The 23,718-nt window shown below is 55.8% G+C and carries 21 protein-coding genes and 1 tRNA gene; 16 read left to right on the forward strand and 6 right to left on the reverse strand.

What is annotated here, in order from left to right:
* Nucleotides 1–272 precede the first annotated feature (272 nt).
* Nucleotides 273–3,947, reverse strand: a complete 3,675-nt coding sequence (locus OCA8868_RS01920; protein WP_093994858.1) for a vitamin B12-dependent ribonucleotide reductase — start codon at nucleotides 3,945–3,947, stop codon at nucleotides 273–275.
* Between the two features lie 562 nt (nucleotides 3,948–4,509).
* Here OCA8868_RS01920 and OCA8868_RS01925 point away from each other — a divergent pair.
* A complete protein-coding gene (locus OCA8868_RS01925) occupies nucleotides 4,510–4,971 on the forward strand; it encodes a hypothetical protein (protein ID WP_093994859.1) in 462 nt (153 codons plus the stop codon).
* A gap of 53 nt (nucleotides 4,972–5,024) precedes the next feature.
* On the opposite strand, the gene OCA8868_RS01930 is transcribed toward OCA8868_RS01925, so the two are convergent.
* The 4 genes from OCA8868_RS01930 to pdxH form a co-directional block, all read right to left on the reverse strand.
* A tRNA-Pro gene (locus tag OCA8868_RS01930) sits at nucleotides 5,025–5,101 on the reverse strand.
* 60 nt (nucleotides 5,102–5,161) lie between these two features.
* Nucleotides 5,162–5,647, reverse strand: a complete 486-nt coding sequence (locus OCA8868_RS01935; RefSeq protein WP_093994860.1) for a DUF192 domain-containing protein — start codon at nucleotides 5,645–5,647, stop codon at nucleotides 5,162–5,164.
* Nucleotides 5,620–6,141 (reverse strand): cold-shock protein, encoded by a 522-nt coding sequence (locus tag OCA8868_RS01940; RefSeq protein WP_093994861.1) that lies wholly within the window; start codon nucleotides 6,139–6,141, stop codon nucleotides 5,620–5,622. Before OCA8868_RS01940 ends, OCA8868_RS01935 begins: the two co-directional genes overlap by 28 nt.
* A gap of 133 nt (nucleotides 6,142–6,274) precedes the next feature.
* On the reverse strand, nucleotides 6,275–6,880 hold the full coding sequence (gene pdxH, locus OCA8868_RS01945; RefSeq protein WP_093995482.1) for a pyridoxamine 5'-phosphate oxidase: 606 nt from the start codon (nucleotides 6,878–6,880) through the stop codon (nucleotides 6,275–6,277).
* A gap of 184 nt (nucleotides 6,881–7,064) precedes the next feature.
* On the opposite strand from pdxH, the gene fabI reads away from it, so the two are divergent.
* The 9 genes from fabI (at nucleotide 7,065) to OCA8868_RS01990 (ending at nucleotide 17,226) form a co-directional block, all read left to right on the forward strand.
* Nucleotides 7,065–7,877 carry an enoyl-ACP reductase FabI gene (gene fabI / locus OCA8868_RS01950; RefSeq protein WP_093994862.1) on the forward strand — a complete coding sequence of 271 codons (813 nt, stop codon included), beginning with the start codon at nucleotides 7,065–7,067 and terminating at the stop codon, nucleotides 7,875–7,877.
* Between the two features lie 6 nt (nucleotides 7,878–7,883).
* On the forward strand, nucleotides 7,884–8,492 hold the full coding sequence (locus OCA8868_RS01955) for a LysE family translocator (protein ID WP_093994863.1): 609 nt from the start codon (nucleotides 7,884–7,886) through the stop codon (nucleotides 8,490–8,492).
* A gap of 18 nt (nucleotides 8,493–8,510) precedes the next feature.
* Nucleotides 8,511–9,029, forward strand: coding sequence for a xanthine phosphoribosyltransferase (gene gpt, locus OCA8868_RS01960; RefSeq protein WP_093994864.1), 519 nt, complete (start codon nucleotides 8,511–8,513; stop codon nucleotides 9,027–9,029).
* Entirely contained in the window at nucleotides 9,030–10,202 is a 1,173-nt protein-coding gene (locus OCA8868_RS01965; RefSeq protein WP_093994865.1) for an aminotransferase, read from the forward strand.
* Between the two features lie 77 nt (nucleotides 10,203–10,279).
* The gene (locus OCA8868_RS01970) at nucleotides 10,280–12,124 is read left to right on the forward strand and encodes a peptidylprolyl isomerase (protein ID WP_093994866.1); all 1,845 of its coding nucleotides are present in this window, start codon (nucleotides 10,280–10,282) and stop codon (nucleotides 12,122–12,124) included.
* A gap of 3 nt (nucleotides 12,125–12,127) precedes the next feature.
* Nucleotides 12,128–13,630 (forward strand): anthranilate synthase component I, encoded by a 1,503-nt coding sequence (trpE, locus tag OCA8868_RS01975; protein WP_093994867.1) that lies wholly within the window; start codon nucleotides 12,128–12,130, stop codon nucleotides 13,628–13,630.
* Nucleotides 13,631–13,752: 122 nt separating this feature from the next.
* Entirely contained in the window at nucleotides 13,753–15,798 is a 2,046-nt protein-coding gene (locus OCA8868_RS01980) for an NADH:flavin oxidoreductase (RefSeq protein ID WP_093995483.1), read from the forward strand.
* Nucleotide 15,799: 1 nt separating this feature from the next.
* The gene (locus tag OCA8868_RS01985) at nucleotides 15,800–16,837 is read left to right on the forward strand and encodes a trans-3-hydroxy-L-proline dehydratase (RefSeq protein ID WP_093994868.1); all 1,038 of its coding nucleotides are present in this window, start codon (nucleotides 15,800–15,802) and stop codon (nucleotides 16,835–16,837) included.
* 38 nt (nucleotides 16,838–16,875) lie between these two features.
* Nucleotides 16,876–17,226, forward strand: a complete 351-nt coding sequence (locus OCA8868_RS01990; protein ID WP_281253590.1) for a nuclear transport factor 2 family protein — start codon at nucleotides 16,876–16,878, stop codon at nucleotides 17,224–17,226.
* A 9-nt stretch (nucleotides 17,227–17,235) separates the two neighbouring features.
* Here OCA8868_RS01990 and OCA8868_RS01995 read toward each other — a convergent pair whose 3' ends face one another.
* Nucleotides 17,236–18,789: a divergent polysaccharide deacetylase family protein gene (locus OCA8868_RS01995; RefSeq protein WP_093994869.1), complete on the reverse strand. Its 1,554-nt coding sequence runs from the start codon at nucleotides 18,787–18,789 to the stop codon at nucleotides 17,236–17,238.
* A 169-nt stretch (nucleotides 18,790–18,958) separates the two neighbouring features.
* Between OCA8868_RS01995 and OCA8868_RS02000 the strand changes: the two genes are divergently transcribed.
* The 6 genes from OCA8868_RS02000 to OCA8868_RS02025 all read left to right on the forward strand — a co-directional run bounded on the left by OCA8868_RS02000 (nucleotide 18,959) and on the right by OCA8868_RS02025 (nucleotide 23,670).
* Nucleotides 18,959–19,540 (forward strand): anthranilate synthase component II, encoded by a 582-nt coding sequence (locus OCA8868_RS02000; RefSeq protein ID WP_093994870.1) that lies wholly within the window; start codon nucleotides 18,959–18,961, stop codon nucleotides 19,538–19,540.
* Nucleotides 19,537–20,553: an anthranilate phosphoribosyltransferase gene (gene trpD, locus OCA8868_RS02005; RefSeq protein ID WP_093994871.1), complete on the forward strand. Its 1,017-nt coding sequence runs from the start codon at nucleotides 19,537–19,539 to the stop codon at nucleotides 20,551–20,553. The genes OCA8868_RS02000 and trpD overlap by 4 nt, the downstream gene beginning before the upstream one ends.
* Nucleotides 20,553–21,026 (forward strand): DUF3592 domain-containing protein, encoded by a 474-nt coding sequence (locus OCA8868_RS02010; protein WP_093994872.1) that lies wholly within the window; start codon nucleotides 20,553–20,555, stop codon nucleotides 21,024–21,026. The genes trpD and OCA8868_RS02010 overlap by 1 nt, the downstream gene beginning before the upstream one ends.
* 170 nt (nucleotides 21,027–21,196) lie before the next feature.
* A complete protein-coding gene (trpC, locus tag OCA8868_RS02015) occupies nucleotides 21,197–22,003 on the forward strand; it encodes an indole-3-glycerol phosphate synthase TrpC (protein WP_093994873.1) in 807 nt (268 codons plus the stop codon).
* Nucleotides 22,004–22,480, forward strand: a complete 477-nt coding sequence (moaC, locus tag OCA8868_RS02020) for a cyclic pyranopterin monophosphate synthase MoaC (protein WP_093994874.1) — start codon at nucleotides 22,004–22,006, stop codon at nucleotides 22,478–22,480.
* On the forward strand, nucleotides 22,477–23,670 hold the full coding sequence (locus tag OCA8868_RS02025; protein ID WP_093994875.1) for a molybdopterin molybdotransferase MoeA: 1,194 nt from the start codon (nucleotides 22,477–22,479) through the stop codon (nucleotides 23,668–23,670). Before moaC ends, OCA8868_RS02025 begins: the two co-directional genes overlap by 4 nt.
* Nucleotides 23,671–23,718: the final 48 nt, after the last annotated feature.

Here is a 23,718-nt window from a genome sequence, read left to right on the forward strand (position 1 = left end):
GGTTTGTTTTATGCCTGCGGCTCAGTCCTCGTCAGGAAGTAAGCGCACTTACCCCTGGTCTCGTTGCGGGCCCCATAAGCAAAGACCCCGCGCCATCTCACATCGACACCACTTAAAAAATGCCGATATTCACTTGTTTTCGGTCATTATTTCGAAATTCTCGCAAAACAATTAGCCCCCACTTCTTAACGCCGGATTTGGCCGAAATTTGAAATTCCGACAAAATTACGGCTTCTGGCAGGCAGGCAGGTCGCCCTGCCCGCCGGAACTGATTAGCTACAGCCAGATGTGCCACCGCAGGTGTTGCACTTCATGCAGGTGCCGTTGCGCACCAGCGTGTAGTTACCGCACTCGCCGCAGGCTTCGCCTTCATAGCCTTGCATCTTGGCCTTATCACGCGCGCTCAGGCCAGTTGTGCCCGAAGAAATCGCTGTGGTTGAAGACACAGCCTGCGCCATGCCTCCGCCTGCTGCCACGGCCGGAACCAGCGTGTCCAAGGCCGCTTCTGTGTCCCCGCCGCTGAATGCAACTGCGCCAGCGCCACCTTGCAACACCACCAGATCGTTCGGAACGCGCTTGCGCAGGTAACCTGTTGAGCTGATTTGCTTGAGCACTTCCAAGGACTTAGATGCAGCGCTGTCAGACATTTCCTGAATGTTGGACACGCCTTCTTCTTCGCCGCGGCCAAGGTCATCAAAGGACGCGCCTTCTGGCTTCACGTGGGCCAGATCGGTGCGATCGAGGTAGGACACAGCCAGTTCGCGGAAGATGTAGTCAAGGATCGACGTCGCGTTCTTGATGCTGTCGTTGCCTTGGACCATGCCGGCTGGCTCAAACTTGGTGAATGTGAAGGCATCGACGAATTCCTCAAGTGGCACGCCGTACTGAAGACCGACGGACACCGCGATGGCGAAGTTGTTCATCATAGCGCGGAAGCCAGCGCCTTCCTTGTGCATGTCGATGAAGATTTCACCGAGGTTACCGTCCTCATATTCGCCCGTACGCAGGTACACTTTATGCCCACCCACGTTGGCCTTCTGTGTGTAGCCTTTGCGACGCTGAGGCATCTTTTCGCGGTGCGATTTGATGACTTCTTTAACGACGACCTTTTCGATGATCTTTTCGGCGAGAACTTTCGCCTTTTCCATCGTGTTGCCGCTTTCCAGAACTTCGGCAGCTTCGTCATCGTCTTCGATCAGGGCTGCGGCCAATGGTTGGGACAACTTAGACCCGTCACGGTACAGAGCATTCGCTTTGATGCCCAAGGACCATGAAAGCTCGTATGCTTTCTGGCAGTCCTCGATGGTGGCGTCGTTCGCCATGTTGATCGTCTTTGAGATTGCACCAGAGATGAACGACTGGGCCGCGGCCATCATCGTGATGTGGCTGTTAACGCTTAGGAAACGCTTGCCTTTTTTGCCGCATGGATTGGCGCAATCGAATACATTGTAGTGCTCTTCTTTCAAGTGCGGCGCACCTTCCAGTGTCATCGTACCGCAAACGTGGTCGTTGGCGAGGTCTGTTTCTTCTTTGGAGAAGCCCAAGGATTTCAACAGATCAAATGTCGGGTCGTTCAGCTTGTCGGCGGGAATGCCGAGGACCTTGGTGCAGAACTCTTCGCCCAGCGTCCACTGGTTGAACACGAAGCGAATGTCGAACGCTGATGGCAGCGCGGCTTCGATCTTGTCGATCTCAACTTGGCTGAACCCTTGGCCCACGAGTGCCGTGTGGTTGATGCCAGGCGCGTTGCCCAATGTACCGTGACCAACCGCGTAAGCCTGAATTTCTTCGGCTTGTGACGTTGTGTAGCCCAATTTCGCCAAAGCTGCCGGAACCGACTGGTTGATGATCTTGAAATACCCGCCACCGGCAAGCTTTTTGAACTTCACCAGTGCGAAGTCAGGCTCAATGCCTGTGGTGTCACAATCCATGACAAGGCCGATTGTACCGGTTGGCGCAATAACGGACACTTGAGCGTTGCGGTAGCCGTACTTTTCGCCAAGCTTCAGCGCTTCGTCCCAAGTGGACATCGCGATGTCGATCAGGCCGGGGGCTGGGCAGTTGGCGTGGTCCAGCGGAACCGGCTTTACGTCCAGCTTTTCGTAGCCATCAGACGCGCCGTAGGCCGCGTTGCGGTGGTTGCGGATTACCTTGAGCATGTGCTCTTTGTTGCGCTCATACCCTGAGAACGCGCCAAGCTCACCAGCGATTTCAGCGGATGTTGCGTAGGAAACGCCTGTCATGATCGCTGTCAGCGCGCCAGCCAAGGAACGGCCCTCGTCTGAGTCGTAGCCGTAGCCCATGTTCATCAGCAAACCGCCGATGTTTGCGTAGCCAAGGCCCAATGTGCGGAAGTCGTAAGACCGCTGCGCGATTTCCTTGGACGGGAACTGCGCCATCATCACCGAGATTTCCAGTGTCACCGTCCAAAGGCGGGACGCGTGCATGTAGTCTTCGACTTGAAACTCGTCGTTCTCATAGAACGTCAGCAGGTTCATAGACGCGAGGTTACAGGCCGTATCGTCAAGAAACATGTATTCGGAACACGGGTTGGACCCACGGATCGCGCCGTCTTCTGGGCAGGTGTGCCATGCGTTGACTGTGTCATGGTACTGGATGCCCGGATCGGCACAGGCCCATGCGGCGTGGCCGACTTGTTCCCACAGATCGCGTGCTTTGATGACCTTGTGAACTTCGCCGTTTTTACGGTTGATCAGTTTCCAGTTCGCGTCCTCTTCGACGGCCTTCAAGAAAGCGTCTGTAACACGGATCGAGTTGTTGGAGTTCTGGCCGGAGACAGAGTTATAGGCTTCGGAATCCCAGTCTGTGTCGTATGTCGGGAATTCGATGGATGTGTGGCCCTGCTTTGCATAGTCCAACACGCGCTTTACGTAAGTCTCTGGAATAGAAACCTTTTTGGCCTCGCGCACAGCGTCTTTCAGCTGTGGGTTTACCTTTGGATCGTATGCATCAGCTTCTGCACCGTCCCAACCTTTGATCGCATCAAAGATCAGGTTCAATTTGTCTTCGTGCATCTTGGAACCGGCAACGATGGACGCGACCTTCTGCTCTTCCAAGACCTTCCAGTTGATAAATTCTTCGATATCGGGGTGGTCCGCATCTACGATAACCATCTTGGCTGCACGGCGTGTTGTACCACCGGACTTGATCGCACCCGCAGCGCGGTCACCGATTTTCAGGAAACCCATCAAACCGGAAGACTTGCCGCCCCCTGAGAGGCTCTCGCCTGCTGCGCGCAAAGAAGAGAAGTTCGTGCCAGTGCCGGAGCCGTACTTAAACAAACGCGCTTCACGAACCCAGAGGTCCATGATGCCGCCTTCGTTTACCAGATCATCGGCAACGGACTGAATGAAGCACGCGTGGGGCTGTGGGTGCTCGTAGGAAGACTGGGACTTTGTCAGCTCGCCAGTTTGGTAATCAACATAGTGGTGACCCTGTGCTGGCCCATCAATGCCATAAGCCCAGTGCAGGCCGGTGTTGAACCACTGAGGAGAGTTTGGCGCCGCGCGCTGGGTCGCCAGCATGTAGCGCATTTCGTCAAAGTAGGTCTTGGCGTCTTCTTCTGTTGAGAAGTATCCACCCTTCCAGCCCCAATAGGCCCATGCACCTGCAAGACGGTCGAAAACTTGTTTCGCAGAAATCTCACCGGACATCTCAGCGCCTTCAGCAGGTACAGAGCGCCACAGGAACTCGGGAACGCCTGCCTCTTCGACTTTTACAGTCTCGGAAGGCACACCAGCTTTACGGAAGTATTTCTGGGCGATGACGTCTGAGGCAACTTGTGACCACTCTTCGGGAATTTGACAGTCATCAAGTTTGAAGACGATCGTCCCGTCTGGGTTCCGGATTTCGGACGTGGCGGACTTAAAAGCCACCTCTGCATATGCGTCCTGTCCGGATTTTGTGAAATTGCGTTCAATTTTCATCGCGCTCTTGCCTCTGTCTAATACGGGCGCTGACGTTGCAGCGGCCCTTGTCCCACATTCCGACCCTAGTTGGGTCGAACCCTATCCGCCGTTGAGACGACAAAACGCGGCAAAAAAGGCGACGCGTCCCCCAAAAAGAGGGGGCGCACTCAAGTTCTCGATACTGTTCAGCATCTAGTAGCTCGAAACCTGTCCCACGCCGTCTGCAACACTATATGTTGTGTCATCTCATCCAGCTCGCACAACATCACTCAACTACACCTAGTGGGTCAACGAATTTTTTACCATAAATGTGGATTAAACAGCCTTGACCGGAGCCAAGCAAGAGAACCCGCAAAACTGCTCCCGATTCTCCCTCAGGGTTACACACAGAGCTATGCCAACGCTGTTAACCTTTTAACCGTCGTAAAAATACTAACGATGCCATAACGCTACCCACCAAAGTTCACTTTTTACATGAGTTATCCACAGCGCGGTTCGAATGCCCGTGATCTTGGAAACGTGACTTGCACCCAACGGACGCTGTGTCAGTCTTGCCACTGGAAATTGGTTGGAGAAATTTATGCGTTGGGCAGTGATTGGAATCGCTTTGGCTGTGGCCGGATGTACAGAAATGCCCAGATCCACAGCGCCAGTAGCAGCCGGAGCCGCACCAAACGGGGCGCAGCAGGCTTATTTTACGGGCTATCCTGACAAACTGTTCTTTGCCGCCGCCGCTGTGTGCGACGGACCCGGCCAATCTGTGGTGCAGCCCAACGCGAATGAGGTGCGTTGCGAATCCCTGCCCGCCCCAGAATCGGCCGCAGCAATCATTTTGCAATTCGACGGCACCGTCGAAGCGCTCCCCAAATTTGTGATTTCGTTTTCGGGTCACGACACATCACAAGGGTATCTTGTCACGGCAGACAACTACATTCGCGTTCCGCAACGCGATGGCAGTGCACAACAGGTACGTTTTCCAGACTTATCGATCGAGTCAGAGATGTCCGCTCTGCTGAGTGCCGCCGGTGGGCGGCCTCTTTAGAGACGAACATCTTTTAAACTTGGGTTTTAGTAGAAGCGGCCATTTCTAGCCAGTGGTCGGGGCGAGATGATTCGAACATCCGACCCCCTGTACCCAAAACAGGTGCGCTACCAGGCTGCGCCACGCCCCGATCCGAGGCCTCATCTAATGCCTGATTGCGCGGTTGGAAAGCCCAAAAAGACGAAAATGTTCAATTGATTTCACAGGGCCAAACAGCGTCATCGCCAAAGCTAGGATGTTGCATCTGATCTCCGGCCTCAAGACCAAGCATTGCGGCCAATCCGCCGTTGATCTCTAGGACGAACTGAATGTCCTCACCGCCGAAAATAGGTGTTTCATCGAGAGGCTGGGCCATCGCGTGAATATTTTGCACAACGCCGAACTCATCCACAAACAGCATATCGAGCGGGATCAACGTATTGCGCATCCAAAAACTCGCGCGCCGCGGACTTTCATAAACAAATAACATGCCCTGCATCGTCGCCATCTCTTCGACAAACATCAGACCGCGCGAACGTTCCTCGTTGGAATCGGCAACATCCACCGTGAACTGAACTGTTCCGGCATCATCCTGAATGGTCACTGTATCTAAAGAACAGCCCGCATTCACGGTCCCCGCAAATGCGATCGCTGCAATAGTCGAAGTAATTAGTCCCGCGGAATCGCGCTTTCCCATGGCAAAACCTCTGCCGCCATGAGCCCGCGTTTACCCTCTATGGCCCGCAGCGCAATGGCTTCACCAGGAAGCAAATCAGCAAGCCCCGCAAGCCGCAAGACTTCAATGTGCACAAACACGTCAGTGTCATCGCCGAACACATTTGCGAAACCGAAACCTTTAGCTTTTTCGAACCATTTGACGCGTGCTGGCTCTACAGGTGTCGCAGCGATTTCTTCCGGATCAAATTCCGCGAAATCGGCCAAACCAGAGGAAACTGGTTCCTGGTTTTGTTCGATCGACAGCACTTCGCTTGCTTGAAGTCCACGATCGGTTTTTGAAACCATGACTTCAATGCCCGTTCCGTCCGCAACCGAGCTCTGACCAAAATTGCGCAACACGTTCGCGTGCAACAAAATGTCAGGTCCACCGTCCGTCGCGACGATAAATCCAAACCCCTTACCCGGGTCAAACCACTTTACGTGGCCATCCATAATGTATCCGTCAGTGTTCATGTCGGTTTCATTCTCGTTTGTGCCAGCGCGTCCCCAAAACTAACGCCCGCAATTTCCATCCAAAAGTTAACTGGACGGTAAGAAGCGAAAATACAAGCGTCTCCGTACGTCATTTTTCACGAAGCGTAAAAAATTAAGGGCATAATCGGTCAACTTTCCAAGGGCTAAGCAGCCCAGAACGCGACCACCGGAACCTATCGTGCAACCTAAAGTTTCCATCAGCCCAGAACTCGATTTCGAGCGGAGAGATTCGGAATCCGCCCCAAAACGGAGGGCGCTTAGGGTTGATCCCTTTCGACGCCGTTACCTTTGCAACTTCAGCAACCAACGCAGCGCGTGACGATAACGGCTGCGATTGCTTGGAAGCCCATGCGCCAAGCCGACTTTTGAGGCTACGTGATGAATAGTAGTCATCCGCCTGTGGGCCGTCTTCACGCTCTACTGTACCACGAACACGGATCTGGCGCCGCAATGATTTCCAATGCATTACAAAAGCGGCTTTACCCGACTGCGTCAGCTCCTGCCCCTTCTGGCTGCCGTAATTGGTATAAAAGACAAACGCGTCTGCCTCGATCTCTTTCAATAAAACCATACGGGCATTGGGCATACCGTCAGCGTCTACTGTCGATAACGCGATCGCATTGGGGTCGTTCACCTCAGTCGTTTCAGCCTCGGTAAGCCATGCTTTCGCGATTGCGAAAGGATCATCACCAGAAAAAATTCCGCTTCGGTCGCTCATCGCTTTGGTCCATTCATTGTGTGTCGCACTATAGGTGGCTGCAACGCAGCTGCGGTCAAGTGCGTTCCTCGGGTCGCTCACATCTTGTAGCAGTCGCCCCTATCGCCTAAACCAATGCAATATTATCCGCCATTGCGCGGCAAAAAGGAGTGCGCCAACAAACGGGCGCTGTGAAGGGAAAGTTATGTCATCCAATCTAATGCAAGGAAAACGCGGCCTCATTATGGGCCTTGCCAACGATAAATCCATTGCATGGGGTATCGCCAAAGCACTCGCAGATGCAGGCGCAGAGCTTGCGTTCTCTTATCAAGGTGATGCCTTGAAGAAACGTGTTGACCCGCTGGCTGCATCCCTTGGCTCTAACATTGTTCTGCCGTGTGACGTTAGTGATGGCGCCTCAATTGACGGTCTATTTAATGGCCTCAAGGAGCGCTGGGATAACATTGACTTCGTCGTGCACGCGATTGGTTTCTCTGACAAAAATGAACTTCGTGGCCGTTACGTCGACACCAGCGCCGACAACTTCCGGATGACGATGGATATCTCGGTCTACTCCTTCACGGCTGTGATGCAGCGGGCTGAAAAGATGATGAACAAAGGCGGTAGCGCCATTACCCTCACCTATTACGGTGCTGAACGTATCATGCCGCATTACAATGTCATGGGCGTTGCAAAGGCCGCTTTGGAAGCCAGCGTGCGCTACATGGCTGAAGACCTCGGCAAAGACGGCATCCGTGTTAACGCGATCTCTGCGGGCCCTATCAAAACACTTGCTGCGTCCGGCATCGGCGATTTCCGCTACATCCTCAAATGGAATGAATATAATTCGCCGCTGCGCAAAAACGTGACCATCGACGAAGTCGGCGGTTCTGCGCTCTATCTGTTGTCTGATCTCAGCACAGGCGTCACAGGCGAAACCCACCATGTTGACGCAGGTTACCATGTGGTAGGCATGAAAGCCGTCGATGCGCCTGATATGTCCCCAAATAAGGACTAGACAGCGATGGACTGGCCCCATCTTGTTGCGTTCAATGCCACGCTTTTGGCCGCTTTGGTCAGCCCGGGGCCTGCGATGCTTGTGGCTTTGCGCGCGACATTGTTAGGTGGGCGCGCACAAGGGATCACGACTGGGTTCGGGCTTGCAATAATGGCCGCACTTTGGACGGGCATGGCATTGCTGGGACTGGACGTGATTTTCGCTCTTTTCCCGTGGGCCTACACAACTGCGAAGGTCGTTGGTGCGACCTATCTTATTTGGTTGGCCATAAAGATGTGGCGTACAGCACATCAAACGCTTGAAACGGTCGGTGATGTTGTGTCCCGTAACCGCGCTTTTATGGCGGGGTTTTATGCCAACGTCGCCAACCCTAAGTCCATGCTATTCGCGGCTTCTGTACTGGTTGTGATTTTTCCTCCCGACATGACGCTGGGCAACAAACTGTTTATCGTACTCAATCAGATCGTCGTTGAGATCGTTGCCTACACCGCCTTCGCGATCGCACTTTCCACGCCACCGGCACGCGCAGGCTATCTCGCGCTGAAACCAGTTCTCGATCGATGCGCTGCACTCATACTCGGCGTACTCGGCCTGCGCCTAATGCTCACAAAGTAATCCATAGGGACCGCTATTATGACCGACCGCCTGCCTCACGAAAAAGGGTTCCACATCTCTTGGGATCAAATCCACCGCGACAGCCGTGCCCTTGCATGGCGCCTGGATGGCAAAGGCCCTGATGATGGCGCATGGAAGGCCGTTGTTGCGATCACACGCGGCGGCATGGCCCCCGCAATGATCATCGCGCGCGAACTTGATGTGCGTACCGTGGATACAATTTCAGTGGTTTCTTACCATTCTGGTGGTGGCAAAGCAGATCAGCGACGTGAGGCCAAGGTCCTGAAAGCACCCGACCCCGAAATCATGGGCGACGGCACCGGAATTCTGATCATCGACGATCTGGTCGACAGCGGCAAAACGCTGGAACTGGTTCGTGAGCTTTACCCGAACGCCCATTTCGCGACCGTTTACGCCAAACCTGAGGGCGAGCCGCAGGTCGATACCTTCATCACCGGTGTATCCCAAGATACATGGATCTTTTTCCCGTGGGATATGGCGTTGCAATATGTCGAACCTTACCGCGGCAAAGACTAGATGAAACCGTCCCTGCCCCGCACCGCCACCACGTTCTCGCCTCCTGTCATGGAGGCGCGTCGTTGGCTGGACGGGGTGGATTTCACTGACCGCCCGCTGATCAACGTCAGCCAAGCCGCACCCGTTGATCCGCCGCCTTTGCCCATGCGACAAGCGATGGCACAGATCATTGTCGACAATGAGGAAGCGCATTTGTACGGGCCGGTTCTGGGCCTGCCTGAGTTGCGCACGGAAGTCGCCAAGCAATGGTCCGTCAGCTACGAGGGGCAAATTTCTGCGGATAACGTTGCAATTACATCCGGCTGCAATCAGGCTTTTACTGCAGCAATTTCAACACTTTGCGCAGAAGGTGATGAAGTCATCCTGCCTGTACCCTACTATTTCAACCACCGCATGTGGTTGGACATGGCAGGTGTCAAAACCGTTCCTTTGGCGGCTAACACCGGACTCGTCCCAACCGCCGACGACGCAGCGGCCCTGATCACAGAAAAGACCCGCGCGATTGTTTTGGTGACCCCGAACAATCCCGGCGGCGTGGAATACCCTGCCGAGACGGTTAAGGCATTTGCCGACCTCGCCCGCACCAACAACATCGCGCTGATCATCGATGAAACGTATCGCGACTTTGACAACCGCACAGGTGCTCCGCACGATCTGTTTCAAGACCCTAACTGGGGCGACACGCTGATCCAGCTCTATTCGTTTTCCAAAGCCTATCGTTTGACAGGTCACCGCGTTGGCGCACTGGTTGCCTCCCCGTCGCGTTTGGTTGAGGTCGAAAAGTTCCTCGATACCGTCACGATCTGCCCCAACCAACTTGGCCAGCATGCCGCCCTTTGGGGGATGCAGAACCTCACGGACTGGCTCGCGGGTGAACGTCTCGAAATTCTTGACCGCCGCGCGGCAATCCAAGAACAGTTTCCACGTTTGGCGGAATTGGGTTGGGAGCTGGAAGGCTGCGGCGCGTATTTCGCCTATCTCAAACACCCATTCGATATGCGTTCAGATGATTTGGCGCGTGATCTAGTTGAAAAGGCGGGCGTCCTCTCCTTGCCCGGCACGATGTTTATGCCCGAGGGCCAAGGCACACAGCACTTACGGGTTGCCTTCGCAAACGTGGATCGAGCGGGAATAACGACATTGTTTGACCGTCTGCTGGCCTATCATAGCTAAGTACGCTTGCACGCGGCCCACGCCCCGCCTATTCAGTTGCAAACGTTAAACAGACTTGAATTCTAGGCGACTGCATCATGGCCAACGGCAAAACGAAAAACTTCTTTGTGTGGATCATTCTTGGTCTGTTGTTTGTTGGGCTTATGGGCTTTGGCGCGACGGGTCTTTCAGGGAATATCAGCTCAGTCGGTAACGTGGGTGAAAAACCCCTTTCGGTGCAGCGCTATTACCAAGAATTACAAACCCAGATCAGCATTGCCAGCGCACAAGAAGGTCGTGCCCTTTCGTTCCCGGAAGCGGAAGCCGCTAGCATTCCAGCCCGCGCGTTGCAGATCGTTGTCGCGGAACGCAGCCTAGACAGCGAAGCCGCAATGCTTGGCCTTTCTGTCGGTGATGATGTTGTTGGCCAACAGGTTTTGGCAAACCCATCCTTCCGCGGAGTTGATGGCGCGTTTGATCGCTCGGTTTATCGCGAAGCGCTGTCGCGTTCGGGCACGAACGTGCGTGAATACGAAACTGATCTGCGCGAAGGCGCGGCGCGGGCCCTGCTTCAGGGTGCCGTGTTTACGGGTGTATCCGATCCAGTTGCCTTCGGTAATGTCGTGGCCAAATACAACCGCGAGGGGCGCACATTCACATGGGCTGAACTGGATGCCGCCAACGTAGAAATTGCACTGCCTGATCCAACGGACGCTGATTTGCAGGCACATTACGATACTAACCCAGAACTCTATACCAGCCTTGAAACCCGCGTGCTTCGCTATGCATGGCTGACACCGGACATGATCCAGGACGACATGCCCATCGACGAATCCGAGCTTCGCGCCGAATACGACGCACGCATCGACGAATTCGTCCAAGCAGAACGCCGCCTCATCGAACGGCTGGCGTTTTCTAGCGATGAAGCCGCACAAGAAGCACTCGATGCGATCAATGCCGGTGAAACCACCTTTCCCGATCTGGTGGCAGAACGCGGTCTCAGCCTTTCTGATGTGGATGGTGGCGATGTGACTGAGGCCGAAATGGGCGAAGCCGGCCCCGCGGTTTTCGCCTCTGATACCGGTGACGTTTCTGGCCCCTTCCCGAGCGACCTTGGCCCGACTTTGTTCCGTATGAACGCCGTCCTTGCGGCGCGAAACACGACATTCGAAGAAGCGATGCCAGACCTGCGCGAAGATCAATCCGCAGCCCGCGCGCGCCGTGTTATTCAAGATCAGATCGACCCGATCACCAACCTGATGGCGGGTGGCGCGACATTGGATGATCTTGTTGAGCAAACAGACATGGTGCTTGGTGAACTCGACTTTACCAGCGTGACAACGGACGGTATTGCAGCCTACGCTGCTTTCCGTGACGTAGCAGAAACGCAAAACATCGGTGACTACCCCGAACTCACGGACCTCGATGATGGTGGTTTGTTCGCCCTTGAGGTCGTTGACATCCGTGTGCCAGCCTTGATCCCGCTTGAAGATATCCGCGAAGACGTTGTTGACGGATGGATTGCACAGGAAACCGCAGCGGCAGTGATTGCGCAAGCCGAAGAAAAGCAGGCGCAGCTTAGCTCTGCTGTTCAAGATTTTGCCTTCCTCGACCTCGATTCAGTCCAAGAGACAAACATTACACGTCGCGGATTCATCAATGGCGCACCGAGCACCTTCCTTCCGGAAATCTTCGAGATGGAAGTCGGCGAGGTGCGCGTTGTGCCAAACGAGGGTAACGCAATCATTGTACGTCTCGACGCGATCACTGCGGCTGATGAAAGCGATGAAGCCTATAGCGCCGAAGTCGCATCCGTGGCGGAAACCGTGGGGGAAGGCATCGCGCAAGACATATATGAGCTTTACAGCCGCACCGTGCAGTTGCGCACGGATGTCCAAATCAACGAACAGGCCCTTAACGCTGTTCACGCGAATTTCCGGTAAATCATGACACCAGATTTCGAAACATTCAGCGCTGGCTATGATGCAGGCGAAAACCAGATCGTTTACACGCGGCTGACCGCGGATCTTGATACGCCGGTGTCGCTGATGCTGAAGCTGACGAGCGCTGGAAAGCATGCTTTCTTGTTGGAATCCGTCACCGGCGGCGAAATTCGTGGACGCTATTCGATCGTCGGCATGAAACCTGATCTGATCTGGGAATGTCGCGGCACGCAAAGCAGCATCAACCGATCTGCCCGCTTTGACGAAGACGCGTTTGAGGAACAATCGGGCGATCCGCTAACAAATTTGCGCAGCCTGATCGCGGAAAGCCGCATTGATCTGCCCGCTGACCTTCCTGCCGCGTCCGCCGGACTGTTCGGCTACCTCGGCTACGACATGATCCGCCTTGTGGAACATTTGCCGGATGTGAACCCTGACCCATTGGGCTTGCCCGACGCGGTCATGTTGCGCCCGTCCGTGGTTGCCGTTTTAGATGGCGTCAAAGGCGAAGTTATCTTGGTGGCCCCTGCCTACGCGACCTCTGGTCTGTCCGCCAAAGCAGCCTACGCACAAGCCGCAGAACGCGTGATGGATGCACAGCGCGCCCTTGAGCTGCCCGTTCCGATCACAGACCGCGCATTGGGCGACGCAGCGGATGCGCCCGACCCTGTGTCTAATTTCACTAAGTCGGGCTACATGGAAGCGGTTGAGACAGCGAAAGACTACATTCGCGCCGGTGACATTTTCCAATGCGTCCCAAGCCAGCGTTGGACGCAGACCTATTCGGAACCTCCCTTCGCGCTTTATCGCAGTTTGCGCCGCACGAACCCATCGCCGTTCATGTTCTATTTCAACTACGGCGATTATCAGGTCATCGGGGCCAGTCCTGAAATTCTGGTGCGTGTGTTCGGATCCGAAGTCACGATCCGTCCGATTGCTGGAACGCGCCCGCGCGGGGCCACGCCGGAAGAAGACAACGCCAACGAAGCGGACTTGATGGCGGATAAGAAGGAACTGGCCGAACACTTGATGTTGCTGGACTTGGGCCGCAACGACACGGGCAAGGTTTCCAAAATCGGCACCGTACGCCCGACAGAACAATTCATTGTCGAACGCTACAGCCACGTCATGCACATCGTGTCCAACGTGGTTGGCGAACTCGCCGAAGACCAAGACGCCCTCAGCGCGTTCTTCGCCGGCATGCCAGCCGGTACGGTATCTGGTGCACCAAAGGTCCGCGCGATGGAAATCATCGACGAGCTTGAGCCAGAAAAGCGCGGGCTTTACGGCGGCGGCTGTGGATATTTTTCAGCAAACGGCGACATGGACATGTGCATCGCGCTGCGCACAGCGGTACTAAAAGGCGATCAACTGTACATCCAAGCGGGCGGCGGCGTTGTCTATGACAGCGATCCCGAAGCCGAGTACATGGAAACCGTCCATAAAAGTAACGCAATCCGTCGCGCGGCAGCTGATGCGACTATGTTCCGATCCGGCAATTCGTAATCGCCTGATACTTTCCTGTTTTCTAACGCTTTCCCCCGTTTTTATGGGCCTTGACAGTTGCGCCATTTCCCGCTGATGCTGACCTAACCAAACGTCAGTTACCAGTTCGCAAGGAGCGCCGCATGTCCACTGATCCGTTGCTACAGCCCTACCAGTTGAAACACCTGACATTGCGTAACCGCATTATGACGACCAGTCATGAACCCGCCTATCCTGAGAACGGCATGCCGACAGAGCGGTACGCCGCCTATCACGCTGAACGCGCTAAGGCGGGTGTTGCCCTTGCCATGACGGCCGGATCAGCCGCCGTAAGCCGCGACAGCCCGCCGGTGTTCAACAACATCCTTGCCTATAAGGATGAGGTCGTTCCCTGGATCCAGAACCTGACCGACAGCGTGCACGAACACGGTTGTGCCGTGATGATCCAGCTGACCCATTTGGGGCGGCGCACGAATTGGAACAAGGGCGATTGGCTGCCGTCGCTTTCATCCACCAAACACCGCGAACCTGCGCACCATGCTTTCCCGAAACTGATTGAAGACTGGGACATTGATCGGATTATCACAGATTTCGCGGACGCTGCCGAACGCATGAAAGCGGGTGGCATGGATGGGATTGAGTTGCAGGTCTACGGGCACTTGCTGGATCAGTTCTGGTCACCCCTGACCAATGATCTGGTTGGGCCATATGGGGCCGACACATTGGAAAACCGCATGCGCTTTCCATTGGATGTGGTTGACGCAATCCGCAAACGGGTTGGGTCAGAATTCATCGTCGGGCTACGCTATACTGCAGATGAGGCGCAAAAAGGTGGCATCACGCCTGAGGAAGGTTTGGAAATTTCCAAACGCATCGCTGACACCGGACAAATCGATTTCCTCAACGTGATCAAGGGCCGCATCCACACCGATCCCGCGATGACGGACATTATCCCTGTTCAGGGTATGAAATCCGCCCCCCACCTCGATTTTGCGGGCGAAGTGCGCAAAGCAACGGGCATGCCGACATTCCACGCATCGCGCATCCCCGATGTCGCCACTGCGCGCCATGCGGTGCAGGCGGGTTTGCTTGATATGGTTGGCATGACCCGCGCTCATATCGCCGATCCGCATATTGTGCGCAAAATCGTTGAGGGGCGCGAAGATGATATCCGTCCCTGCGTCGGAGCGACCTACTGTCTGGACCGGATTTACCAAGCTGGCGACGCGCTGTGCATCCATAACGCGGCAACGGGGCGTGAACTCAACATGCCCCACGATATCATCAAATCCGATACACAGAAAAAGGTTGTCATCATTGGCGCTGGCCCCGCGGGGCTAGAGGCTGCACGGGTCGCGGCGGAGCGTGGCCATGATGTAACCGTGTTTGAGGCCGCTGCAGATCCCGGTGGGCAAGTCCGCCTGACCGCCCAGTCCCCCCGCCGCCGCGAGATGATAGGCATCATCGATTGGCGCATGGCACAGTGTGCGGCGCGGGACGTGACGTTCCATTTCAACACATGGGCCGAGGCGGAAGATGTGACCGCCTTGAACCCTGACGTGGTTATTGTCGCCACAGGCGGCCTACCCAACCTTGAGCTGTTCGAGCAAAAGGGTGAGCAAGCCCATGTGGTGTCCGCATGGGACATCATCTCAGGCGATGTGAAACCTTCGGGTAAAGTCTTGATCTATGACGAAAGCGGCGATCACCCTGCCCTGCAAGCTGCAGAAGTCGCGGCAAATGCCGGATCGAGTGTCGAAATAATGACGCCTGACCGTACGTTTTCCCCCGATGTGATGGCGATGAATTTGGTGCCCTATATGCGTTCTTTGCAGGACAAGGACGTTACATTCACCGTCACGCGCCGTTTGATGGAGGTCGCGCAATCAGGCAATACGCTGACCGCAACAATTGGCACGGATTACTCTGATCACACCTATGAAACTGTCGCCGATCAGGTTGTCGTAAACTATGGCACCTTGCCGCTTGATGATCTGTACTTTGACCTAAAGCCTTCGTCGTCCAATGGCGGCGAAGTCGATTACGACGCGCTGATCGCGGGCCAGCCGCAAACGGTTACGCGCAATGAAGACGGGTCGTTTCAGCTGTTCCGCATCGGCGATTCCGTATCAGCACGCAATACCCACGCGGCCATTTATGATGCGTTGCGTCTGGTGAAGGATATCTAAAGTGCGCAGCAGCAAAACCATTCACGTCGTGTCCTGCCATGCAGAAGGCGAGGTCGGCGATGTGATCGTTGGCGGCGTCGCCCCACCCCCCGGTAAAACCCTGTGGGAGCAGCGCACGTGGATCGCCACAGACGAAACCCTTCGCAATTTCATGTTGAACGAGCCGCGCGGCGGCGTATTTCGTCATGTAAATTTACTCGTTCCGCCAGTGCATCCAGACGCCCAGATGGGGTGGATCATTATGGAGCCCGAAGACACGCCACCGATGTCAGGCTCCAATTCCATCTGTGTCTCAACCGTGCTGTTGGACAGCGGCATCATCCCGATGACGGAACCCGTAACGGAAATGACTCTTGAAGCCCCCGGCGGATTGGTACGCGTGCGGGCCGAGTGTAAAAACGGCAAAGCGGAGCGTATCACAGTGCGTAACCTGCCGTCCTTTGCTGGCGAATTGGGTGTGTCGCTGGACGTTCCCAACTTGGGGTCGATCACTGTCGACACCGCCTTTGGCGGAGACAGCTTTGTGGTCGTTGATGCAGCCGCACTGGGGTTTGATTTGGTTGAAGCTGAGGCCAAGGCCCTCGCCGAACTTGGCGTGGCAATCACCAATGCGGCTAATGAACAGCTGACATTTCACCACCCTGACAACCCCGACTGGACACATTTTTCGTTCTGCCTTTTCGCTGGGCCGATCACCCGTGATGGAAGCCACCTGACGACTTCTGCGGCTGTTGCCATTCAACCCGGAAAGATCGACCGATCCCCCACGGGAACGGCGGCGTCTGCACGTATGGCGTTACTTCATGCGCGAGGCGAAATGCAGGTGGGAGAGACTTTCACAGCGCGTTCCATCATCGGTTCCGAATTTCATGGCCGGATTGTCGATACCACAGCAGTCGGCGACACCCCTGCGATCATTCCCGAAATCACAGGGCGCGCTTGGATCACCGGAACGCACCAACATATGCTGGACCCTGATGATCCATGGCCCGATGGTTATCGCTTAAGCGACACATGGCCTGACCTTAAGGAACGTTGAGTATGTGAAACGACACAGAGAAGAACAAAGCCAATGCAATCGCGTTTTACGATTTGATGTTCAACAAAAGTGAACCGCGTGAAGCGATCAACCAGTATGTGGGCGACGAATACATCCAGCACAATCCCCACGTTGCGGACGGCAAAGAAGCGTTCATCGCCTATTTCGAACGTATGGCGGCAGAATACCCGGGGAAAGTTACCCATTTCAAACGTGCTATTGCAAAGGACAACATGGTCGTCCTGCACTGCCACCAGATTTGGCCTCACAGCGATGACTATGCGGGCATCGACATCTTCCGGTTCGATGGCAACGGCAAGATTGTCGAACACTGGGACGTGCTGCAAGTCATTGCTGGAACATCACGAAACGACAACGGCTTGTTCTAGTCACGCTGGTTACTCAGCCGTCAAAATCGCACTGACCGGAACGAGCGCGACTTGGTCATCAGAGTTTGCTGTGCCCCACAAGATCAGTGCTGAAATCGTGTCAGGACGTACGCGCCCAACGAGGACAACACCGCTTTCCTGTCGCGCACGAAATGCCGCTTGATCAACGAAGCGGCGTATGACGCGTGCATCTTGATCCTCTGCATCTAGTTCACGGTAAACAACTGCTGCCGGAACGTTGGCGGCCTCTGCCGCGCGCCCCGCCATGTTCAATCCCTGACTTACAGACACAAATCCACGCCCCTGCGCGGCAAGAATGTCCATCGCTTGTTGTGTTACATCGCGATCAGACTGAAGCCCACCCTCGCCAATGTCGAGTACCGCAACTGTTTCAGGTAGCATATTGAAAACACTCTGGAACGTAACTTCCACATCGCTTGGCAAGGCGCCTTCCGGTAGCTTCGCCAAGACGGCAACCTCAAACCCGCTCGCACGGTAGGATTCCATCAGTTCGGTTGCGTTTGCGACGCTTGGGTCAAGGGCGATGGTCACAGGAAACGAAAGGCCAGACAGTGCAGCGGCAGCTGCAGACATTGACCCATCATCAATAAGCACGATCGACATTAGTGGCTTTCCAACGACGTCGCCTGCGTTGGCCGAATAATCTATAAGCGCGTTGAGCGATTGAGCGGTCTCAGGTGCTTCACCTTCCTCCTTCTCTTCAGCTGCTCCAGGGCGTCGTATGGTTACACCCGTTCCACGATCTCCAAGCAGTGAATTCTCTCCGCCTTGAAGTTGCAGTCGTGGCGCCGCTGGTTCAGGAAAGGCAGAAGCCAAAATATCATCCGCAGGCTGATCCGTTGGCACGTTCTCAACGTCGGTATCCGGCGTGTCAGGTTCGCCAGCATCCGTTCCCAATGCATCCGCGCCTAGGTCCACAACAAAGAAGTCTTCGCCGTCTTCTTCATTCGCTTCGGGTTCAGGATTGGTTTCAATCGGGTCGGCTACAACAACATCGGCACCGACATCGACTCCAACATCCGGTTCGATAACGATCGTTGGTTGAGACGGCGTGGTTGAAACAGTCAAATCCGCCTCAGAGTTGGGAACCTGCGGCGCAAGGGACTGCGGATTGGGAAGCACCGGATCAACCGGCTGCGCAAGCAATTCTACGCTCTCGGCTGCTTCAGGGGCTTCCATCGCGCCCTCAATCGCAACTACTTCTGGTTCATCTAACGGGTCAGTATCCGCACGAGGGGCTACTACGTCCGCCTCAACCGCTGCTGGCGCGTCTGGTTCTGCTGCGCTCGGCTCACCGAAGGTTGCGTCGTTTTCCGGCAAAGCAGGTGCTTGTGGTTCTTCAATTGAAACGCTGCCGACAGGTGTCGATGGGCTGTTCGCTTCTTCCGGCTGTGCGGCAACGGGTTCCACCTCTGGGGCTTCAACCAATGGTGGTTCTGGTGGTGTCACACCGGCAGGCAATTCGGTTACCAACGACGCGGTACCCAGCCCCAAAGCGGAGACCAAGCCCCCAGCCAAAACTCCACCGATCATTCCACGCATGCGCTCGTCGCCTTCTCAATTCAGGTCCGATCAACCTCTGTTGGGTCAATTCGGGTTCAATGCGGGCCTTGACGCACCTTGCCGTGCGGCCCATGTATGGCAACACTATACAAGGGGCAGCCCGCCGGACGGTAGCCCCAAATTAACCCATCCCAAAGGTGGCAGATAAATGCTTCTCTTGATCGATAATTATGACAGCTTCACCTACAATCTGGTGCACTATTTCGGTGAACTCGGCGCGGATGTCATTGTGAAACGCAATGACGCCATTGATGTACAAGAAGCAATGAGAATGGGCGCCTCCGGTATTGTGCTCTCCCCTGGTCCATGTGATCCGGCGCAAGCGGGCATTTGTCTCGCGCTGACCAAAGCGGCCGCTGAAACAAAGACCCCGCTGTTCGGCGTGTGCCTTGGGCACCAAACCATCGGCGAAGCGTTCGGCGGCAAAGTTGTACGCTGCCACGATATCGTTCACGGCAAAATGGGCACCATGCACCACACCGGCAAATCCGTCTTCAAAGGCCTGCCTACCCCGTTTGAAGCCACGCGCTACCACTCCCTGACAGTTGAACGCGACAGCCTGCCAGATTGCCTTGAAATCACAGCAGAACTAGACGATGGCACAATCATGGGCCTACAACACCGCGAATTGCCAATCCACGGCGTGCAATTTCACCCCGAAAGCATCAAATCCGAACACGGTCACGCGATGCTACAAAACTTCCTAGATACGATGAAAGTACCGGCATGAGCGACGCTCTAAAACCCCTGATTCACGCCGCCGCCGAGGGCCCATTGTCCCGCGCTGAGGCTGAACAAGCCTTTCAGATCCTGTTCAAAGGCGAGGCAACGCCGTCCCAAATGGGTGGTCTACTGATGGCGATGCGCACGCGCGGCGAAACAGTGGATGAATACGCCGCCGCTGCCGCCGTCATGCGCGCTCATTGCCTGCCCGTCACCGCCCCTGTCGGCGCGATCGACATCGTTGGCACCGGTGGTGATGGCAAAGGCACGCTGAATATTTCCACGGCGACGGCTTTTGTTGTTGCTGGCGCAGGCGTTGCCGTCGCCAAACACGGCAACCGCAATCTGTCGTCCAAATCCGGCGCGGCAGACGCGCTGAGCCAAATGGGGATTGATGTAATGGTCGGCCCCGAAGTGGTTGAACGCGGCATCGCAGAGGCTGGCATCGGCTTCATGATGGCGCCAATGCACCACCCTGCCATCCGCCACGTCATGCCGACACGTGCCGAATTGGGCACCCGCACGATCTTCAATATCCTCGGCCCGCTGACCAACCCCGCAGGCGTCAAACGCCAGCTCACGGGTGCGTTTTCACGCGATTTGATTCACCCGATGGCCCAAACTTTGCAAGCACTGGGATCAGAAGCCGCATGGTTGGTCCACGGCAGCGATGGCACCGATGAATTAACCATTACAGGCGTGTCTTGGGTCGCCGCAATGTCCGGCGACATGATCACCATGCGTGAAGTCCACCCTGAGGACGCGGGCCTTCCCGTCCATCCCTTCGAAGCAATCCTTGGCGGTACCCCCGAAGACAACGCCATAGCATTCCGCGCCTTGCTGGACGGCGAACACTCCGCCTACCGTGATGCTGTGCTGCTAAATTCCGCCGCCGCCCTGCTTGTCGCAGGTAAGGTCGAAGGGTTGAAAGCGGGCGCCAAACTGGCCGCCGAAAGCATCGATTCCGGTGCTGCCAAACGCGCCGTGGAAACCCTCGCCACGATTACCCAAGCCGGCTAATGACAGACTGGACGCCTAGATTCGATTTCAACCGGCGCTTCTGGGCCGGTTGCGTAATCGCATTGTTGTCGTTCAGCTTCCTTGTCGTCTCGATCCTTCACTCACGTGAGACCTACAAACTCTCCCGCGAAGGCATTCAAATTGAAGCAACCGTAACCGATGCGCGCACCGTTACCTCAAACACCGAAGGCTCGCCCAAACACGTTCTCACTTACACATTCAACAATAACGGCCAAACACAGACCAACGAACGTGTGGTGCCGGAACACTTTTTCCAAACACATCCCAGTGGCACCATCTGGACAATTACCGCTCTCCCCGATGACACCACGCGCCACCAACTCTATGATGGAGAAAAACGCGAAACCGCCATTGGTGCCCTCATCTTTTCTGCCCTCATGACTCTCTTTGGTACACTCCTTGCCTTGTCTGGCCCAAACTTAAACGCGCTACGGCACCGCCTCACCTCTTAACCCTGCCTCTGTTTCTCAAATATCCCGGGGACGCGTAGCGGGGGCAGCGCCCCTCCACCAAGAACACAGCAACCACCCCCCACGGTTTCTCCCCCAAAATTTCTCAAATTTTGGCCACGCCCGCGGCACGCGCAATTGTCTTCCCTTTCACAGCACAGTACGTTGCGCCCATGGATATTCTAGACAAAATCAAAGCCTATAAACTCGACCATATCGCCGCCTGCAAAGCAGCGCGTCCCTTGGCCGACGTCGAAGCAAGCGCCCGTGCTGCCTCACCGACGCGCGGCTTCGCGAACCGCTTGGTTGAGGCCAGCCGCGAAGGCTATGGGCTGATCGCTGAAATCAAAAAAGCCAGCCCGTCCAAAGGCTTGATCCGGGATGATTTTAACCCGCCAGAACTTGCCAAAGCCTACGCCGCAGGTGGCGCAACCTGTCTTAGCGTCCTTACCGACGTTCCGTCCTTTCAAGGCGCGGATGAATTCCTTGTCGCAGCCCGCGAGGCTGTCGACCTGCCCGTCCTGCGCAAAGATTTCATGTATGACACCTACCAGGTCGCTGAAGCCCGTGCCTTGGGGGGCGACGCCATCCTGATCATCCTCGCCTCCGTCAGCGACGCCCAAGCCGCCGAGCTCGAAGCCGCCGCAATGGAATGGGACATGGATGTACTGTTAGAGGTCCATAACGAAGAAGAATTAACACGTGCCTGTGCATTGAAATCGCCCCTCATGGGCATCAACAACCGCAACCTCAAAACGTTCGAAACCAAGCTGGACACCACCCGCACCCTATCGCGCATGGTGCCTGCTGATCGCCTAATCGTCTGCGAAAGCGGCCTGTCCACACCAGACGACCTGTCCGACATGGCCCGCTACGGCGCACGTACCTTCCTTATAGGCGAAAGCCTGATGCGTCAGGACGATGTCACGGCCGCGACGCGCTCGTTGCTGGCTGGTGGCGCAAACATGGGTGGCATATAAGTGTCTGACAAGCTTAGCCATTTTGACGACCAAGGTCAGGCCCATATGGTGGATGTCTCGGGCAAAGCCGTGACCAGCCGCATCGCCACCGCCACTTCTTGGATCAAAATGTCCCCTGAAACGCTGGCCCATGTCACCGCCGGCACCGCCAAAAAGGGCGACGTTCTAGGCATCGCACGTATCGCGGGCATTCAGGCAGCCAAGAAAACATCCGACCTAATCCCGCTGTGCCATCCGCTCCCGATCACCAAGGTCGCAGTGGACCTCAGTCCAGACGAAACACTCCCCGGTGTGCACATTGAAACGACCGTGAAAACCACAGGCCAAACTGGGGTCGAAATGGAAGCCCTAAGTGCGGCCAGCGTTGCCGCTCTCACGGTCTATGACATGCTCAAAGCAGTGCAAAAAGACATGGAAATCGGCGGCATCCGCGTCACCCTAAAAGACGGCGGAAAATCCGGCCGCTTTGAAGCATGATCACCGTTGAGCAAGCACAGGCGCTTTGCCTTGAGCTTGTCCAAACGGGCCCGTCCGAAACCGTTCCCCTGGCAGACGCGCAGGGCAGAACCCTTGCAGCGCCGCTTCAAGCCAAGCGCGACCAACCGCCCTTTTCTGCGTCAGCGATGGATGGATACGCCGTTCAGCAGGGCGATGCCGTTCAAGGTGCAACGCTAAACGTCATCGGGGAATCTGCGGCGGGTCATGGCTGGCAGGGCGTTGTCCAAGCGGGCCAAGCCGTTCGTATTTTCACCGGCGCACCCGTGCCGGAAGGCGCCGATTGCGTGGTTATTCAGGAGAACGTAACGGCAAACGGCGATCAAATCACCGTTGATGAACCGGCAAGTAGCAACATAAATATCAGACCACAAGGTGCTGATTTTACGCGTGATTTCAAACTTTGCGCACCACGTGTTCTGTCATCGCCGGATCTCGCCTTGATCGCCGCGATGAACCAGCCGGACGTCCCTGTAATCAGCAAACCCAAAGTGGCGCTGATCTCAACTGGTGATGAGCTACTTATGCCCGGCGGTGATCCGTCGCCTAACCAGATCATCGCGTCAAATGTCTTTGCGCTGCACGCCATGCTGCAGGACGCCGGCGCCGAGCCAAACATTCTGCCCATCGCGCCCGACACAGCTGATGCCTTGGACGCGGTTCTGAAACAAGCCAGCGATTGGGGCGCGGATATCATCGTCACCATTGGCGGGGCGTCTGTGGGGGATCATGATCTGGTCGCCCCTGCTTTGGACCGTTTTGGCGTGACCCGCAGTTTTCACAAGATCGCTATGCGCCCAGGTAAGCCATTGATGGCGGGCGCAAAAGGCACCACGGCTTTCCTTGGTCTCCCAGGCAATCCCGTGTCGGCAATTGTCTGTGGCCATTTGTTTTTGCTCCCCATGGTGCGCCGCGCCATGGGCCAAACCGATGTTCTGCCCCGCGCGGTCACAGCCCGCTTGACCGCGCCGATGCCAAAGGGCGGCCCACGCGCCCACTACATGCGCGCGGTGTTTGAAGAAGGCGCTGAAAACCGCACCGTGACGGCGTTTGACAAGCAGGACAGCTCAATGCTGACGGTCCTTGCCAACGCGAACTGCCTGTTGTTGCGCCCGATAGATGACGCCGCCAAAAATGCGGGTGATCCGGTCACAATCCACCCCATCGTATAAGAACAGATTGACACAAAACGAGAACAAGTCTAGAACATCCCTTAACAA

The organism is Octadecabacter ascidiaceicola (assembly GCF_900185015.1).
Lineage (GTDB): Bacteria > Pseudomonadota > Alphaproteobacteria > Rhodobacterales > Rhodobacteraceae > Octadecabacter > Octadecabacter ascidiaceicola.